The 14,410-nt window shown below is 71.8% G+C and carries 13 protein-coding genes and 2 pseudogenes; 2 read left to right on the plus strand and 13 right to left on the minus strand.

Annotation, left to right across the window (positions count from 1 at the left end; all coding sequences use genetic code 11):
• The 4 genes and pseudogenes from BJF79_RS16710 to BJF79_RS16725 form a co-directional block, all read right to left on the minus strand.
• A partial coding sequence (locus BJF79_RS16710; protein WP_187357010.1) for an anti-sigma factor family protein occupies nucleotides 1-258 on the minus strand: 258 nt, incomplete at its 3' end.
• Nucleotides 255-742 (minus strand): annotated as a pseudogene (locus BJF79_RS16715) (sigma-70 family RNA polymerase sigma factor). The gene BJF79_RS16710 and the pseudogene BJF79_RS16715, both read right to left, overlap by 4 nt.
• A gap of 66 nt (nucleotides 743-808) precedes the next feature.
• Nucleotides 809-1,513 carry a DUF2993 domain-containing protein gene (locus tag BJF79_RS16720; protein ID WP_075898578.1) on the minus strand — a complete coding sequence of 235 codons (705 nt, stop codon included), beginning with the start codon at nucleotides 1,511-1,513 and terminating at the stop codon, nucleotides 809-811.
• Nucleotides 1,514-1,594: 81 nt separating this feature from the next.
• Nucleotides 1,595-1,849: a MoaD/ThiS family protein gene (locus BJF79_RS16725; protein ID WP_075898580.1), complete on the minus strand. Its 255-nt coding sequence runs from the start codon at nucleotides 1,847-1,849 to the stop codon at nucleotides 1,595-1,597.
• 243 nt (nucleotides 1,850-2,092) lie between these two features.
• On the opposite strand from BJF79_RS16725, the gene BJF79_RS16730 reads away from it, so the two are divergent.
• Nucleotides 2,093-2,812 (plus strand): winged-helix domain-containing protein, encoded by a 720-nt coding sequence (locus tag BJF79_RS16730; protein ID WP_075898582.1) that lies wholly within the window; start codon nucleotides 2,093-2,095, stop codon nucleotides 2,810-2,812.
• Nucleotides 2,813-3,084: 272 nt separating this feature from the next.
• On the opposite strand, the pseudogene pstB reads toward BJF79_RS16730, so the two are convergent.
• The 5 genes and pseudogenes from pstB to mshD form a co-directional block, all read right to left on the minus strand.
• Nucleotides 3,085-3,860, minus strand: a pseudogene (gene pstB / locus BJF79_RS16735) (phosphate ABC transporter ATP-binding protein PstB).
• A 30-nt stretch (nucleotides 3,861-3,890) separates the two neighbouring features.
• Nucleotides 3,891-4,793, minus strand: coding sequence for a phosphate ABC transporter permease PstA (gene pstA, locus BJF79_RS16740; RefSeq protein WP_075898584.1), 903 nt, complete (start codon nucleotides 4,791-4,793; stop codon nucleotides 3,891-3,893).
• Nucleotides 4,790-5,707, minus strand: a complete 918-nt coding sequence (gene pstC / locus BJF79_RS16745; protein ID WP_083733506.1) for a phosphate ABC transporter permease subunit PstC — start codon at nucleotides 5,705-5,707, stop codon at nucleotides 4,790-4,792. The genes pstA and pstC overlap by 4 nt, the downstream gene beginning before the upstream one ends.
• Nucleotides 5,708-5,867: 160 nt before the next feature.
• Entirely contained in the window at nucleotides 5,868-6,908 is a 1,041-nt protein-coding gene (gene pstS, locus BJF79_RS16750) for a phosphate ABC transporter substrate-binding protein PstS (protein ID WP_316043361.1), read from the minus strand.
• A gap of 407 nt (nucleotides 6,909-7,315) precedes the next feature.
• Nucleotides 7,316-8,197 (minus strand): mycothiol synthase, encoded by an 882-nt coding sequence (gene mshD, locus BJF79_RS16755; RefSeq protein ID WP_262402135.1) that lies wholly within the window; start codon nucleotides 8,195-8,197, stop codon nucleotides 7,316-7,318.
• A 417-nt stretch (nucleotides 8,198-8,614) separates the two neighbouring features.
• Between mshD and BJF79_RS16760 the strand changes: the two genes are divergently transcribed.
• Nucleotides 8,615-9,973: a bifunctional metallophosphatase/5'-nucleotidase gene (locus tag BJF79_RS16760; RefSeq protein ID WP_262402136.1), complete on the plus strand. Its 1,359-nt coding sequence runs from the start codon at nucleotides 8,615-8,617 to the stop codon at nucleotides 9,971-9,973.
• Between the two features lie 120 nt (nucleotides 9,974-10,093).
• On the opposite strand, the gene BJF79_RS16765 is transcribed toward BJF79_RS16760, so the two are convergent.
• The 4 genes from BJF79_RS16765 to BJF79_RS16780 all read right to left on the minus strand — a co-directional run.
• A complete protein-coding gene (locus BJF79_RS16765) occupies nucleotides 10,094-11,161 on the minus strand; it encodes an inorganic phosphate transporter (protein WP_083733507.1) in 1,068 nt (355 codons plus the stop codon).
• 131 nt (nucleotides 11,162-11,292) lie between these two features.
• Complete coding sequence (locus BJF79_RS16770) at nucleotides 11,293-11,913, minus strand: DUF47 domain-containing protein (RefSeq protein ID WP_075898592.1); 621 nt, start codon at nucleotides 11,911-11,913, stop codon at nucleotides 11,293-11,295.
• 366 nt (nucleotides 11,914-12,279) lie between these two features.
• Complete coding sequence (locus tag BJF79_RS16775; protein ID WP_225963150.1) at nucleotides 12,280-12,474, minus strand: hypothetical protein; 195 nt, start codon at nucleotides 12,472-12,474, stop codon at nucleotides 12,280-12,282.
• Nucleotides 12,475-12,661: 187 nt separating this feature from the next.
• A partial coding sequence (locus BJF79_RS16780; RefSeq protein WP_410050097.1) for an AAA family ATPase occupies nucleotides 12,662-14,410 on the minus strand: 1,749 nt, incomplete at its 5' end.

Genomic DNA, 14,410 nt, shown 5'->3' on the forward strand with positions numbered 1-14,410 from the left:
CGAACGGCCCCCTCCGCCGTTCGCGCCCGCCTCCAGCAGCGCGACCAGCAGCTCCGGCGGCGGCCCGGCGACCCGCGTGAGCTGCTCCTCCTCCACCCGTCCGAGCAGCGCGGGCAGCCCGGCGAGGCCGGCCAGCTCGTCCCGGCAGGCCGGGCAGCCGGCCAGATGCGCGTCCACGAGCGCGCGCTCCGCCGGGTCGATGGCCCCCACGACGTACACGCCGAGGGCGGCGCGCACGTCACCGCAGTGATCGGTCACGGCGCCAGCCCCCTCTCCTCCAGCGCCAGCCTGAGCGCCCGCAACGCGTAGTACGTCCGGGACTTCACGGTTCCGGGCGGGATGCCGAGCACCTCGGCGGCCTCCGCGACCGACCGTCCCCGGTAGTAGGTCTCCACGAGGACGGCCCGGTGCGTCGGGCTCAGCTGCGCGAGCGCCTCCGCGACCGTCCACGATTCGAGCGCCCGGTCGATGTCGTCCGTCGCCGCGTGGGCCGTCATGACGTGCTCGTCCATGCCCGTTTCCAGGGGCCGCGCGCGCTTGGCGCGATGCGCGTCCACCACCAGGTTCCGCGCGACCGTGAACAGCCACGGACGGACGGGACGCCCCGCGAGCGCCTCCGGATGCCGCCAGGCGCGCAGCAGCGTCTCCTGCACCACGTCCTCCGCCTGCGGCCGTCCCCGCCCGTCAGGCGCAGCACGTATCCGAGCAGGGGACCGCCGTGCTCGCTGTAGAGAGCGCGCAGCAATCGCTCGTCCGCAGTTGGGCCCACACCACTCAAACGTACGATCAGGTAGAACGGTTCAATGGATCAGCGTGCTTTCTGCAGGTCGCTCAGCTGAACGTTCTGCGCGGTGGCCGCAACCCGCAGCCCCTCCGGGGTCGGCTCGATCTGGCTGATCTTGGACCCGACCGGCAGGTCCGTGACCGGCACCATCCAGGTGAGCTGCCGCTTCACCAGCGCCAGCGGGATCTGCGGGCCGCCGTCCGGCGCGACCGACACCGGCGCGATCGCGATGCCCTTGTCCGTCGCCTCCAGCGACACGACCGCCTTGCCGGACAACTGGAACCCCATCACCGCGCCCGCCAGGTCGACCTCCAGGTTCTCGCCCTTCGGCGCGAGCCCCTCGACCTCCTTGGGCGCCTCCGCCTCGATCGCCGAGTACGGGACGACGGCCGACGCGGTCGCCGTCCGGGCCGTCACGTTCGCGGTGTTGCCGTTCGCGATCTCCGACAGCGGCGCCCGCACCCCCCGCATGTCGACGCGGACGCCCGACAGCGTCACGTTCTGCTGGGTGTACTCCCCGATCACGACCTCGATGTGGTCGTACTCGCCGCCGACCGCCTGCGTCAGGAACGGGAACCCGTGGATCTTGACGTCCGGCTTCCGCGCCAGCCCCTCCTGCGCCGCCACCTGCTTGGCGATCTCGTCCTGCGCGACGCGCACCCCGATCCGGTCCGCGGCGATCAGCCCGCCCACCACCAGGACGAGCAGGACGACCAGTGCCTTGCGCATGTCTCTCCTCCGGACGGACCCACGCGATCGCCACACCCTAACCGGGATGACGATCCACCTGAGTCACACCATGGAATGACATCAACCACCCGCGAACGGCGGCAGCACCTCGACCACTCCGCCCTCCGGCAGTTCCACCGCCGCGTGCGCCCGCTTCCCCACCGGATCGCCGTTCACGAGGAACGAACTGCGCTCGACCACCCGCGCGAACTCGCCGTCCCGCCGTCCGGACGCGGCCGCGAGCGCCTCCGCGAGCGTCGCGGCGTCGTAGGGCTCCTCGCCCGTCCCCGCCGCCGCCTTCGCCGCCGCCCAGTACCGGATCGTCCCCTTCGCCATGCCCCCAGGATCCCACCGCCCGGAAACACCGCCCCACCGGGGCGGGACCGGCCCCCGCCCGAGCCCCCCGGGACGGGACGGGCCGACTCGGATATGCTCAAGACGAGGGATCCGGGCGACGGAGGCCGGGGAGTTCACCCGAACACCCTGTATGGCCTTCCGCTCGCGCGCGTCGGCCATCGCCGGGGCGAGCGAGCGTGAGCAGCCTGGGTCCCACGTCTGTTTTAGGACGAGGAGGCGGCATTGAGCACGCTGCTCTTGCTGACCAACGCACTGGAACCTTCCGACGAGGTGCTGCCCGCGCTGGGCCTGCTGCTGCACTCGGTACGCGTGGCGCCTGCCGAGGCGTCCGCGCTGATCGACGCGCCGCCCGCCGACGTCGTCCTGGTGGACGCGCGCCGCGACCTCGCGCAGGCCAAGAGCCTGTGCCGGCTGCTGCGCACCACCGGACTCGACAGCCCGCTCCTCGGGATCGTCACCGAAGGCGGCCTCGCCGCCATGAGCCCCGAGTGGGGACTGGACGACCTGCTCCTGCAGACCGCGGGCCCCGCCGAGGTCGAGGCCCGCCTCCGCCTCGCCGTCGGCCGCGCGGCCGCGGCCGCCGACGCCGAGGAGGACCCCGGCGAGATCCGCAACGGCGACCTCACGATCGACGAGGCCACCTACACGGCCCGCCTCCGCGGCCGCGTCCTCGACCTCACCTTCAAGGAGTTCGAGCTGCTGAAGTACCTGGCCCAGCACCCGGGCCGCGTCTTCACCCGCGCCCAGCTCCTCCAGGAGGTGTGGGGCTACGACTACTTCGGCGGCACCCGCACGGTCGACGTCCACGTCCGCCGCCTCCGCGCCAAGCTCGGCGCCGAGTACGAGGCCCTCATCGGCACCGTCCGCAACGTCGGCTACCGCTTCGTCCCCGACGACCGCCCGAACGGCGAAGCCGAAGAGAAAACCCCCGCCCGCACCTGACCCCCCGACCGCCCGGCGCCAACACGGGCGGCCAGGCGTCACGCGGCGCCCCCACGGCCGGACGGTGACCCCCGGGCAGCCGAAGGGCGCCCGGGAGCCGAAGGGCGTCCGGCACCCCTACGAACAAACGGCCCACGAGCGACCCGCCCGCGGACGGCCCCCACACGGGCCAGCAGGTCGCGCAGCGACCGGAGGCGACCGGCACCCCCGCGAGCGGACGCCCCCCACCCGGGCGGCCGGAGGTCGCGCAGCGACCGGAGGCCGACCGGGGGTTAGCCGAAGCGGCCGGTGATGTAGTCCTCGGTGGCCTTCTGCTCGGGGTTGGTGAAGAGCTTGCTCGTGTCGTCGATCTCGATGAGCTTGCCGGGCTGGCCGGTGCCCGCGATGTTGAAGAAGGCCGTGCGGTCGCTGACGCGGGCGGCCTGCTGCATGTTGTGGGTGACGATGACGATCGTGTACTGGGACTTCAGCTTGGCGATGAGGTCCTCGATCGCGAGGGTGGAGATGGGGTCGAGGGCGGAGCACGGTTCGTCCATCAGGAGGACCTGGGGCTGCACGGCGATGGCGCGGGCGATGCAGAGGCGCTGCTGCTGGCCGCCGGAGAGGCCGGCGCCGGGCTTGCCGAGGCGGTCCTTGACCTCGTTCCACAGGTTGGCGCCCTGGAGGGACTCCTCGACGATCTCGTCGAGGCGGCTCTTGCGGCGGACGCCGTTGAGCTTCAGGCCCGCGGCGACGTTGTCGTAGATCGACATCGTGGGGAACGGGTTGGGGCGCTGGAACACCATGCCGACGACGCGGCGGACGGCGACGGGGTCGACGGACGAGTCGTAGAGGTCCTCGTCGTCGAGCATGACCTTGCCCTCGACGCGGGCGCCGGGATGACCTCGTGCATCCGGTTGAGGGTGCGCAGGAAGGTGGACTTGCCGCAGCCCGACGGTCCGATGAACGCGGTCACCGAGCGCGGCTCGACCGTCATCGAGATGTCCTCGATGGCGTGGACGCCGCCGTAGTAGGCGTGCAGCCCGGAGACTTCGATCCGCTTGGCCATGGGTCAGGTGCTCCTATTCGTGGGGTGGGGTCAGCGGTCGGCGGGGGAACGGCGCCGGGCGATCAGCCGCGCCACCAGGTTCAGCAGCATGATCAGGCCGATCAGGACGAGCGCGCCGGTCCAGGCGCGGTCCAGCGAGTTCTGGTTCGGGTCGCCGGCCTGCTCCCAGATGAAGGTGGGCAGCGAGCCCTGGGGGCCGTCGAACGGGTTGTTGTTGATCGCCTTCGTGAAGAAGATCGTGAGGAGGAGCGGCGCGGTCTCGCCCATGACGCGGGCGACGGCGAGCATGACGCCGGTGACGATGCCGTTCATGGCGGTGGGCAGGATGACGAACAGGATGGTGCGCCACCGCGGGACGCCGAGGGCGTAGGACGCCTCGCGCAGGTCGTTCGGGACGAGCTTGAGCATCTCCTCCGCGGAGCGCGTGACCGTCGGGATCATCAGGATCACCAGCGCGAGGGAACCGGCGAAGCCGGAGTACTCGAACCCGAAGGTGAGCAGCCAGAGCGCGAGGACGAACAGGCCCGCGACGATCGACGGGATGCCGATCATGACGTCGACGAAGAAGCTGACGATCTTGCCGAGCCGGCCGTTGCCCGCGTACTCCACGAGGTAGATGGCGGTGAGCACGGAGATCGGGACGGCGATCAGGGTGGTGATCGCGACCTGTTCGAGGGTGCCGATGATCGCGTGGTAGGCGCCGCCGCCGTTGTCGATGCCGCTGACCGCGTTCATCGAGAACTGGAAGAACGTCGGGTCGAGGCGTTCGATGCCGTTGGCGACGACCGTCCACAGCACCGAGACGAGCGGGATGACCGCGAGCGCGAAGGCCAGGTAGACCAGGCCCTGGACGACCCGGTCCTTGATCTTGCGGGACGCCGAGACCGACGTGAGGCTCGGGCCGGACTGCTTGGTGAGGGACGGGGAGGTCACACGAACTCCTTGCGGCGCGCGACGACCGCGCGGGCGGCCATGTTGACGAGCAGCGTGATCACGAACAGGACGAGGCCGGACGCGACGAGGGCGCCGCGGCCGGTCTCGGACGCCTCGGCGAAGCTGTTGGCGATGTTGGCGGCGAAGGTGTTGCCGCCGTTCTCGAGGATGTTCCAGTTGATGCCGGGGACGAACGTCAGCACCATCGCGACGGCGATCGTCTCGCCGAGCGCGCGGCCGAGGCCGAGCATCGAGGCGCCGATCATGCCGGAGCGCCCGTAGGGCAGGACCGACATCCGGATCATCTCCCAGCGGGTGGCGCCGAGGGCGAGGGACGCCTCCACGTTCGCCTGCGGGACCTGCAGGAAGACTTCGCGGGAGATGGAGGAGATGATCGGCAGGATCATGATGGCGAGGACGACCGCGGCGGTGAACATCGAGTTCTTGCCGGGGCTGTCGGTGGCGAACAGCGGGATCCAGCCGAGGAAGGTGCTGAGGAACTCGCCGACGTCGTCCATGTACTGGGACAGGAAGATCAGGCCCCAGAGCCCGTAGACGATGCTGGGCACGGCGGCGAGCAGGTCGACGACGTAGCCGAGCCCGGACGCGAGGCGGCGGGGCGCGTAGAACGAGATGAACAGCGCGATGCCGATCGCGATGGGCGTGGCGATCAGCATCGCGACCAGCGACGACATGATCGTGCCGAAGGCGAGCTGCGCGATGCCGAACTCGGGCGGGCTCGCGTTGGGGTCCCACGCCTGGCTGGTGAGGAAGCTCGCCTCGTTCTCCCGCAGCGCGGGGATCGCCTTCCAGATGAGGAAGACGGCGATGGCGGCGACGATCGCCAGCACGGTGAGGCCCGAACCGCGGGCCGCGGAGACGAAGATCTTGTCTCCGGCCCGTCCGGTGCTCATCTCGCGGCCGATGCCGCGTTCCTTCGCCGCGGCGTGCGCCTCGACGCCGGTGTCGCTGGTCACGGGGACTCCTCCTTGAAGATCACATCGTCGGCCGAACGCGGACCGGCCCCGCCGCCGAGTGGCTCGGCGGCGGGGCTGCTGGTCTGGTGGGTTCTCGTCAGGACAGGGCCTTCACGGACGCCTGGACCTTGGTCAGCACGTTCTGCGGCAGCGGCGCGTAGCCGATGTCGGTGAGGATCTTCTGGCCGTCCGCGCTGGAGGTGTAGGTCAGGAAGGACTTGACGAACTTCGCCTGCTCGGCGGGCAGGCCCTTCTCGCAGGCGACCTCGTAGGTCACCAGGACGATCGGGTAGGCGCCCGCCTCCTTGGTGGTGTAGTCGATCTCGAGCTCGACGTCGTTGCCGGTGCCGACGATCTTGGCGCCCGCGACGCCCTTGGAGGCGCTCTCCGGCGACAGCTCGGTGTACTCGCCCGCGCCGTTCTTCACCGCGACGGTGTTGAGCTTGTTCTGCTTGGCGTAGGAGTACTCGACGTAGGAGATGCTCCCGGCCGTGCTCTGCACCAGCTGGGTGACGCCGTCGGAGCCGTTGGCGCCCTGCCCGGCGTCGTTCGGCCACTTCTTGGCGGGCTCCCACTTCCAGGTGTCGGCGGCGGTGGCCTGGAGGTAGGTGGTGAAGTTGTCGGTCGTGCCGGACTCGTCCGACCGGTAGACCGGCTTGATGTCGGCGTCGGGCAGGGTGACGCCGTCGTTCTGCTCGGCGATCTCCGGAGCGTTCCACTTGGTGATCTCGCCCGCGAAGATCTTCGCGAGGGTCGCGGGGTCGAGCTTGAGCGTGTCGACGCCCTCGACGTTGTAGGCGACCGCGACCGGGCCGACGACCATCGGCAGGTTCAGCGCGGGGCTGCCCTCGCAGCGCTGCTGCGCGGCGGCCTTCTCTTCCTCGTCCAGGGCGGAGTCGGAGCCCGCGAAGGAGACCTGGCCCTCGGTGAACGCCTGGATGCCGGCGCCCGAGCCGGTCGGGTTGTAGTTCAGGGTGGCGCCGGGGCACGCGGCGGCGAACGCCTTGGACCACTCCTCGACCGCGTTCTTCTGCGCGCTGGAACCGGCGGCGTTGATGCTGCCTTCGGCGCAGTCGATCGAGCCGGCCGCCGGCGCGTTCGCGGCGGCCCGTCGGTCTGGTTGGCATCGCTCCCGCAGGCGGACAGGGCAAGCGCCCCCGCGACGACCACGCCGCTCAGGGCGGCAAGTCGGGAACCGTTCTTCACCGGAGGGTCTCCTCTTGAGTCTTCGTCAGGGCGGGTTTCCCCGGTCGGCCAAGGCTGCCGGGGGCGGGGGGTCACCGTCGGATCCGAAGGTAGGCAGGAGAGGTGACCAGCCGCCCCGCACCGGGTGAACGGGCGGTGAACGAAGCCGGGCACGGTTACGAAGAATGCCCCGATTTGGGATGGCTTTACGGTTAACAGCGCTGCTCAGAACGCCCACGGTCCAGTAAAGGCCGCATAAGGGGGCCGCCCCGGGAGGACCACCTGGGACGGGTCACCGAGGCGGAAACCGGGTATGGCTACCCGGTTCCGGGTTCCGGGTTCCCGGTCGGGACGCTGCGGCTACTCGGGCGTCCCGTACATGACGTCGACGGCGTACCTGGTGAAGCCGAGCGACTCGTAGAGCCGGACGGCCGCGGTGTTCGACTCGTCGACGTACAGCATCAGCTGGTCGAGGCCCAGGTCGCGCAGGTGGTGCAGGCCCGCGAGCGTCAGCGTGCGGCCGAGGCCGAGGCCCTGCGCGTCCGGGTCGACGCCCACGACGTACACCTCGCCGATGCCGCCGGGGTGCACCTTCGTCCAGTGGAACCCGGCGAGCGCGCCGGCGCGCTCGGCGAGGAAGAACCCGGCGGGGTCGAACCAGTCCTCGGCCTCGCGGTCGCGCACGTCCTCGATCGTCCAGGCGCCCTGCTCGGGGTGGTCGGCGAACGCGCGCGCGTTCACCCGCAGCCACGCGTCCTCGTCCGCGCCGGGACGGAACGCGCGCAGCGACACTCCGTCGGCGATCTTCGGCGCGGGGAGCGGGTCGGCGGCCGGGCGGCGCATCTGGAACAGGGCGCGGACGCGGTCGAGCCCCTCGGCCCCGGCGAGCGCGGCGGCGGCGGGCAGGTCGCCGTGCGCCCACACGCGCAGCGGGCCGCCCGCCTCCTTGACCAGCGCGGGCAGCAGCCCCCGCCCGTGCCCCCGGCGGCGGTGCCCGGGGTGCACGACGAGCTCGCCGGACGCGGGTTCGCCCGCCGCGGGATCGGCGGGGTCGAAGCGGGCGCAGCCGACGATCGTGCCGCCGTCGACGGCGAGCAGCGCGGGACGTCCGGCGCGCAGGGCGAGCGTCGAGTGCTCCGACAGCGCGCCGACCCCGTCGGCCGCCGCGGCGGCCTCGGCCACCGCCAGCGCACCGGCGATCTCGTCGTCCCCCAGCGTCGCGCGCGCCCGCAGCTCACTCACGCGTTCCACCCTATTCGCCCGCCCGAGTCGATCAACTCCGTCTATGGTCGCGGCGACCCGTTAACGTTTCGCGCATGAGCGACTACAATATGAAGCGGGTGCGGGCGTCCCTCGCCGCGGCCACCGCAGGGCTGGCGGTGGCGGCGCTCGCCGCGCTGCCCGCCGACCCGGCGAAGGCGCCGACCGTACCGGTCCGGCTCCTCGCGCTGAACGAGCTTCCACGGCCACCTGGAGCCGCCGTCCGGCGGCGCGGGCACGGCGATCGACGAACGGGGCGCGGCCGTCCCGGCGGGCGGCGCGCCTACGTGGCGGCCCACCTGAAGAACCTGCGGAACGCGAACACGCTGACGGTCGCGCAGGGCGACCTGGTCGGCGCGTCCCCGCTGATCTCCGCCGGCTTACCACGACGAACCGTCCGTGCGGTTCCTCGGCGACGTCGGCGTCACCGCGTCGGCCGTCGGCAACCACGAGTTCGACGAGGGCTACCGGGAACTGCTGCGCATGCAGAACGGCGGCTGCCATCCCGTGGACGGCTGCACCCCGGCGGGACGGTGGGACGGCGCGGCGTTCGACTACCTCGGCGCGAACGTCCGCAAGGAGTCCGCCGCCGGGCCGGTCCCGGCGGTCCGGCCGTGGACGGTCCGGGAGGTCGACGGCGTCCGCGTCGGGTTCATCGGCGTCGTGACGAAGGAGACGCCGTCGGTCGTCGCCGCGAGCGGCATCGAGGGCCTGACCTTCGAGGACGAGGTCGCCGCCGCGAACCGCGCGGCCCGCGCGCTGCGGCGCGAGGGCGTCGAGTCGATCGTGCTGCTCGTCCACGAGGGCAGCGACGTGCCGCCCACCGGACGACCGGACGGCTGCGACCTCGCGGGCGGCCCCGGCATGCGCATCGCGCGGGACGCCGACCCCGCGATCGACGCCGTGCTGTCCGGGCACACGCACGCCCAGTACGTCTGCTCGGTGCCCGACCCCGCCGGGAACCCGCGGCTGTACTCGTCCGGCTCGTCGTTCGGCCGCGTGATCAGCCAGGTCGACTTCGAGGTCGACCGCCGCACGGGCGACGTCGTCCGGTCGTCCCTGCGCGGCGACAACCACGTCGTCACCCGGGACGTGCCGCCCGACCCGGCCACGCAGGCGTTCGTCCGGACGTGGAAGGAGCGGGTGTCGGAGAAGGCGAACGCCCCGATCGGACGGATCGGCGGCGACATCACCCGGGACCCGTCACCGGCCGGGGAGACCGCGCTCGGCGACGTCATCGCGGACTCGCAGCTCGCCGCGATGCGGGACGCGGGCGGGCAGATCGCGGTGATGAACCCCGGCAGCGTCCGCACCGACCTCGTGTACGCGGCGAGCGGCGCGGAGGGCGACGGCGTCGTCACCTACGGGGAGGCGTTCGCGGTGCAGCCGTTCGGCAACGTGGTGGGCGCCGTCACGCTGACCGGCGCGCGGCTCGACGAGCTGCTGGAGCAGCAGTGGGCGGACGGGGACGAGAACATCCTCCAGCCGTCGGCGAACCTGCGGTTCACGATCGACCGGTCGCGTCCCGTCGGCGACCGCGTCTCGGGCATCACGGTCGACGGGCGTCCGGTCGACCCCGCGACCGGGTACCGGGTCGTGGCCAACCAGTTCCTGCTGGACGGCGGCGACGGCTTCACCGTGCTGCGGGACGGCGCCGACCGGGTGCTCGGCCCCGGCGACCTGGACGCCTTCATCGCCTACTTCGCAGCCCAGGGCACGATCGATCCGCCCGAACTGACCCGTATCTCCGGAAGCTGACGCGCGAACGCGGGACGGCCCGGGGCCGCAGTGGCCCCGGGCGTCCCGCCGTCCTCCGCACCGGACGGCGGGCGGCCCGGGAGACTGCACCGGGCGGCCGCCGCTTCGCCCCTCGCGGGGTCAGGCGCCGAAGAGGTGCACGATCCAGTAGACGAGGGCCGCGACGAGCGCCGCCGCGGGCATCGTCAGGATCCACGCCGTGACGATGTTGCCCGCCACGCCCCACCGGACGGCCGACAGCCGCTTCGTCGCGCCGGCGCCCATGATGCACGACGTGATCGTGTGCGTCGTCGAGATTGGAGCGTGCCAGATGTAGGCGGTCGCGTACAAAATCATCGATGCGGTCGCTTCGGCGGCGAAGCCCTTCGGCGGATCCAGCTCGATGACCTTGCGGCCCAGCGTCCGCATGATGCGCCAGCCGCCCGCGTAGGTGCCGAGCGACAGCGCGCCCGCACAGGCCAGGATGACCCACAGGGGGACGCCCGACCCGTCCGAGTGGCCGGTCGTGACGAGCGCGAGGACGATGATGCCCATCGTCTTCTGCGCGTCCTGCAGACCGTGCCCGAGGGCCATCGACGCCGCCGACAGCGACTGCGCGATACGGAACCGGCGCCCGATCCGTCCGGGATTGGCCCGGCGGAAGATCCACAGGATCGCGACCATGACCAGGTACGTCAGCCCGAAGCCGACCACCGGGGAGATGACCATCGGGATGGCGACCTTGTCGACGACCGTCGACCAGCTGACCGCCGAGGCCGACGCGACGCCCGCGCCGACCACACCGCCGATCAGCGCGTGCGAGGACGACGACGGCAGCCCGAAGTACCAGGTGATCATGTTCCAGGTGATCGCGCCCAGGACGCCCGCGGCGACGACCGTCAGGCCGTGCAGGCCGTCCGGCGGCGTGATCACCTCGCTGACGGTCTTGGCGACCTCGACGCCGAGCAGCGCGCCCACGAGGTTCATGACGGCCGCCATGAGCAGCGCGGCCCGCGGTGTCAGCGCCCGGGTGGACACCGACGTGGCGATCGCGTTGGCGGCGTCGTGGAACCCGTTGGTGTAGTCGAAGCCGAGCGCGATCAGCACGACCACGACGAGGACGGCCGTCTGCGCCTCCGACCGCAGGCCGATGGCGCCGGTGACGATGACGACCAGCAGCCCGATCGCCAGCAGCGGCCAGAACCCCATCGGCCCGCGCCGGGCCTGTTCGGCCAGCGTCGGCTCGGTGTCCGCCGCGGGCTCGGTCAGCACCGCGCCGACCTTCCCCCCGACGTCGCGGCCGGTGCGGGTGCCCCGGCCGGGCGGCTCGTCCGGAGCGCTCATGATTCCTTGACCGCGATGGTCTCGACCGTGTTGGCCACGCTCTCGAACGCGTCGGCGGCTTCTTCGAGCCGGTCGATGACCTGCTTCATCTTCATGACCATGAGGGTGTCCTGCTGCCCGTTGTTGAACAGGTGCGCCAGGAGCTTGCGGTAGACCTGGTCGCCCTGGTTCTCCAGGCGGTTGATCTCGATCCAGTACTCGTTGAGCTCCTTCATCGAGCGCAGCCGCGGCATGGCCTCCGCGGTGAGCTCGGCGGCGCGCTCCAGGACCTCGACCATGTGGACGATCTCTTTGGGGAACTCCTCGATCTTGTAGAGGACGACGAGGTCCGCGGCCTCTTCCATCTCGTCCATCACGTCGTCGAGCGTCGAGGCCAGCCGGTAGATGTCCTCCCGGTCGAACGGGGTGATGAACGTTTCGTTGAGCCGGCGCATGATCGCATGGGTGGACTCGTCGCACGCGTGCTCGCACGCGCGCATCTTCTCCGCGATCGCCGGCCTGTCGGCGCCGTCGCTGATGAGCTCCACGAGCAGCCTGGCGCCGGTGACCAGGTTGTTCGCCGAGTCGGCGAACATGTCGTAGAAGCTGTCCTCACGCGGCGTGAGACGCAAGCGCACGTCGTTCTCCTGATGTGCCGGAACAGTCCGCAGAGGATCGTAGGCGCAACCAGCCGTAAAAAGAACCTTTGCCCCAGCTTCGGCTGTTGTTCCCCCGCCCTCTCCCCTACAAGATTGCCCTAGTTCGCGAGTCGCATTCCCGCCGGGATGCCTTGAACGGGGCCGGGCGCCTCGCGTGGGCGCCGTCGATACGGGGCGCACGGCGCCTCCGGGCGGCACGAGGGGTGAGATTGATTACAGCCGGTACGGGGGAGGCGGTGCCCGGACGGTCCCGCGCGCCGAACGATGCCGCCCGATGGTGACGAGTTCGTCCCGAAAAGTAACCGGGGACGCCCCGTCGGGCGCCCCCGGTCATCGATCGTTCGGCTAGTCCTGCGGTGTCAGCTCGCGACGACCGGCGTCGCCGGGACCCAGCCCGAGCACCATGTCGATCTCGGCGTTGGTCAGCGGCTCCGTCGCCGCCGCCACCGCGCTCAGCATCTCGGCATAGAGTTCGATCTCGTCCAGCGCAACGCGGTCATGGACGCGCAGATCGAGGTCGTGCCGGCGCACCGCGTCCACCTCCCGTTTTCGTTCCCCACACCCCGCGTTCGAGGCTACGCGCGTGGCCCGCGGCGCACATGACCCAAGAGGGCCATTCGGGGGCCACTCCCCCTCGTGGCCTTCCCGGGTGGCGCCCCCATGATGCGGATCCGGGACCGTGATCTGCGCGACCCGCCGCCCGCGCCGCGTCCGCCGGGGACGGCGATCAGCCGTGCCGGAAGTCGCCCATCATCTGCTCCAGCGGCGATTCCGGCAGGTCACGGGCCGTCAGCCGGGACACCGTCGCCGCGTTGACGTCCGCGCCCGCCAGCCGCGCCGCCTGCCGCGCCACCGTCGCCTCGAACAGCGCGCGGACCGTCCGGGCGTAGCCGAACGACGGGTCGTCGCGCAGCCGCTCCAGCCGCGCCAGCAGCTCGACCTTCAGCTCCTCGTCCAGCATGTACAGGTCGCGTTCGGCGTACGACTGGAACAGCCGCATCAGATCGCGGTCGCCCATCCCGGTGAACTCCAGCGTCCGGCCGAACTCCGCGCGGAAGGCCGGATGGCCCGCGAGGAACCGCTCCGTCTCGTCCGCCGGACCCGAGCACACCACGAGGAACCGGCCGCGCCGCTCGCCCATCTCGCGCAGCAGCTCCCGCACCACCGCCGGGACCCGGCCCAGCAGGTGCGTCTCCTGGATCAGCAGCACCCCGCCGAGCGCCTGCTCGACCATCCCGCCCACGCGGCGCCGCACGTCCGCCTCGTCCCGTCCGGCCAGATGCACCGGACGGCACCCCACCACGTGCCCGGAGCCGAGCAGGCCGAGCGCCGCGTAGATGCCGCCGACGAGCCCCGCCACGGTCGTCTTGCCCGTCCCGGACGGTCCGGCGAACAGCAGGTTCTGCCCGCCCGGCGCCGGTATCCCGTGCCGGGCCCGGTCCGCCGCGACCCGCGCCTCCTCCGCGAGCTCCCGCACCGCCGCCTTCACGTCCGCGAGGCCGGTCAGCCCGTCCAGCCGGTTCAGGTGGACGTCGATGTCCCCCGGCGGACGCAGCGCCGGCTCGATGCCCTCGGCGACGCCCGCGAGATCGTCCGGCGTGAGGACGAGCCGGTCGTGCGACGCCCCCGCCCGCTGCATGTTCCGCCGGCACGCCTGATCGAGGTAGGTCTCGACGAGCCGCGCGTTCACAAGGTCGCCCGGCCCGCGCAGCCGCTCCAGATCGTCCCGCACCTGTTCGAGGGCCTGCGCCCCGACCGTCACCCGCCGCTCCTCCGCGAGGAGGTGCAGCAGCGTCATCCGGGCGTCCAGGTCGGAGAAATCGGGCATCCGGTGCACACGGAACGCCTGCACGAGCTTCGGATGGTCCTGCAGCAGCCGCTTGTACAGCCGCGGCTCGCAGGTCGCGACGAGCGGCGTCGTGTTCATCGGGTCGCGGCGCGCCCGCCGGACCGCCCCCGCCGCCGCGACCGGATCCGGCCGCGTCGGCGATCGCCGCGCGAGCCGCTCGAACAGGATCACCGGCCCCGGCTCCGCGAGGATCTCCGCGAGCCGCTCCCCCGGCGCGTCCCGCACGTCCTCGGCGTCGTGCGTCCGCACCGTCCCGTCCCCGAGCCCGCCGTCCGCGAGCGTCAGCGCGATCAACCGCGCGAGCCTGCGCTGCCCCGAATGCGGCGCGCCCACGAGGAGCACCCCGGGAGTGCCCGACCGGATCGAGCTCGGCGCCCCGTCCACCCGGGTCTCCTCGAACCCCGCGCCCGCCGGTGCGGTCAGCTCGACGGCCTGCTCCCGCAGCCCGTCGAGCAGCACCACCGTGTCGTGCCCGCCGGACACGTACCCGATGCCGAACCGCTCCATCGCCCGCCGCTCGCTGCGGTCGCGCGGCGGCGGGATCTCGTGGACGGGCGTCTCGGGCGACGGCGTGTCGTCCAGGAAGTCGAAGTTCCCGACCATCGTCTCCGACATGATCCGGGTGCC

Origin of the sequence: Actinomadura sp. CNU-125 (assembly GCF_001942465.1) — a bacterium.
In the GTDB taxonomy this organism is placed as follows: Bacteria; Actinomycetota; Actinomycetes; order Streptosporangiales; family Streptosporangiaceae; genus Spirillospora.

Coding starts and splice junctions, on each gene's coding strand:
- BJF79_RS16765 (WP_083733507.1), bottom strand. CDS start 11,161: ATGGGGTTCTGGCCGCTGCTGGCGATCGGGCTGCTGGTCGTCATCGTC.
- BJF79_RS16725 (WP_075898580.1), bottom strand. CDS start 1,849: ATGGCGAAGGGGACGATCCGGTACTGGGCGGCGGCGAAGGCGGCGGCG.
- pstC (WP_083733506.1), bottom strand. CDS start 5,707: ATGAGCACCGGACGGGCCGGAGACAAGATCTTCGTCTCCGCGGCCCGC.
- BJF79_RS16720 (WP_075898578.1), bottom strand. CDS start 1,513: ATGCGCAAGGCACTGGTCGTCCTGCTCGTCCTGGTGGTGGGCGGGCTG.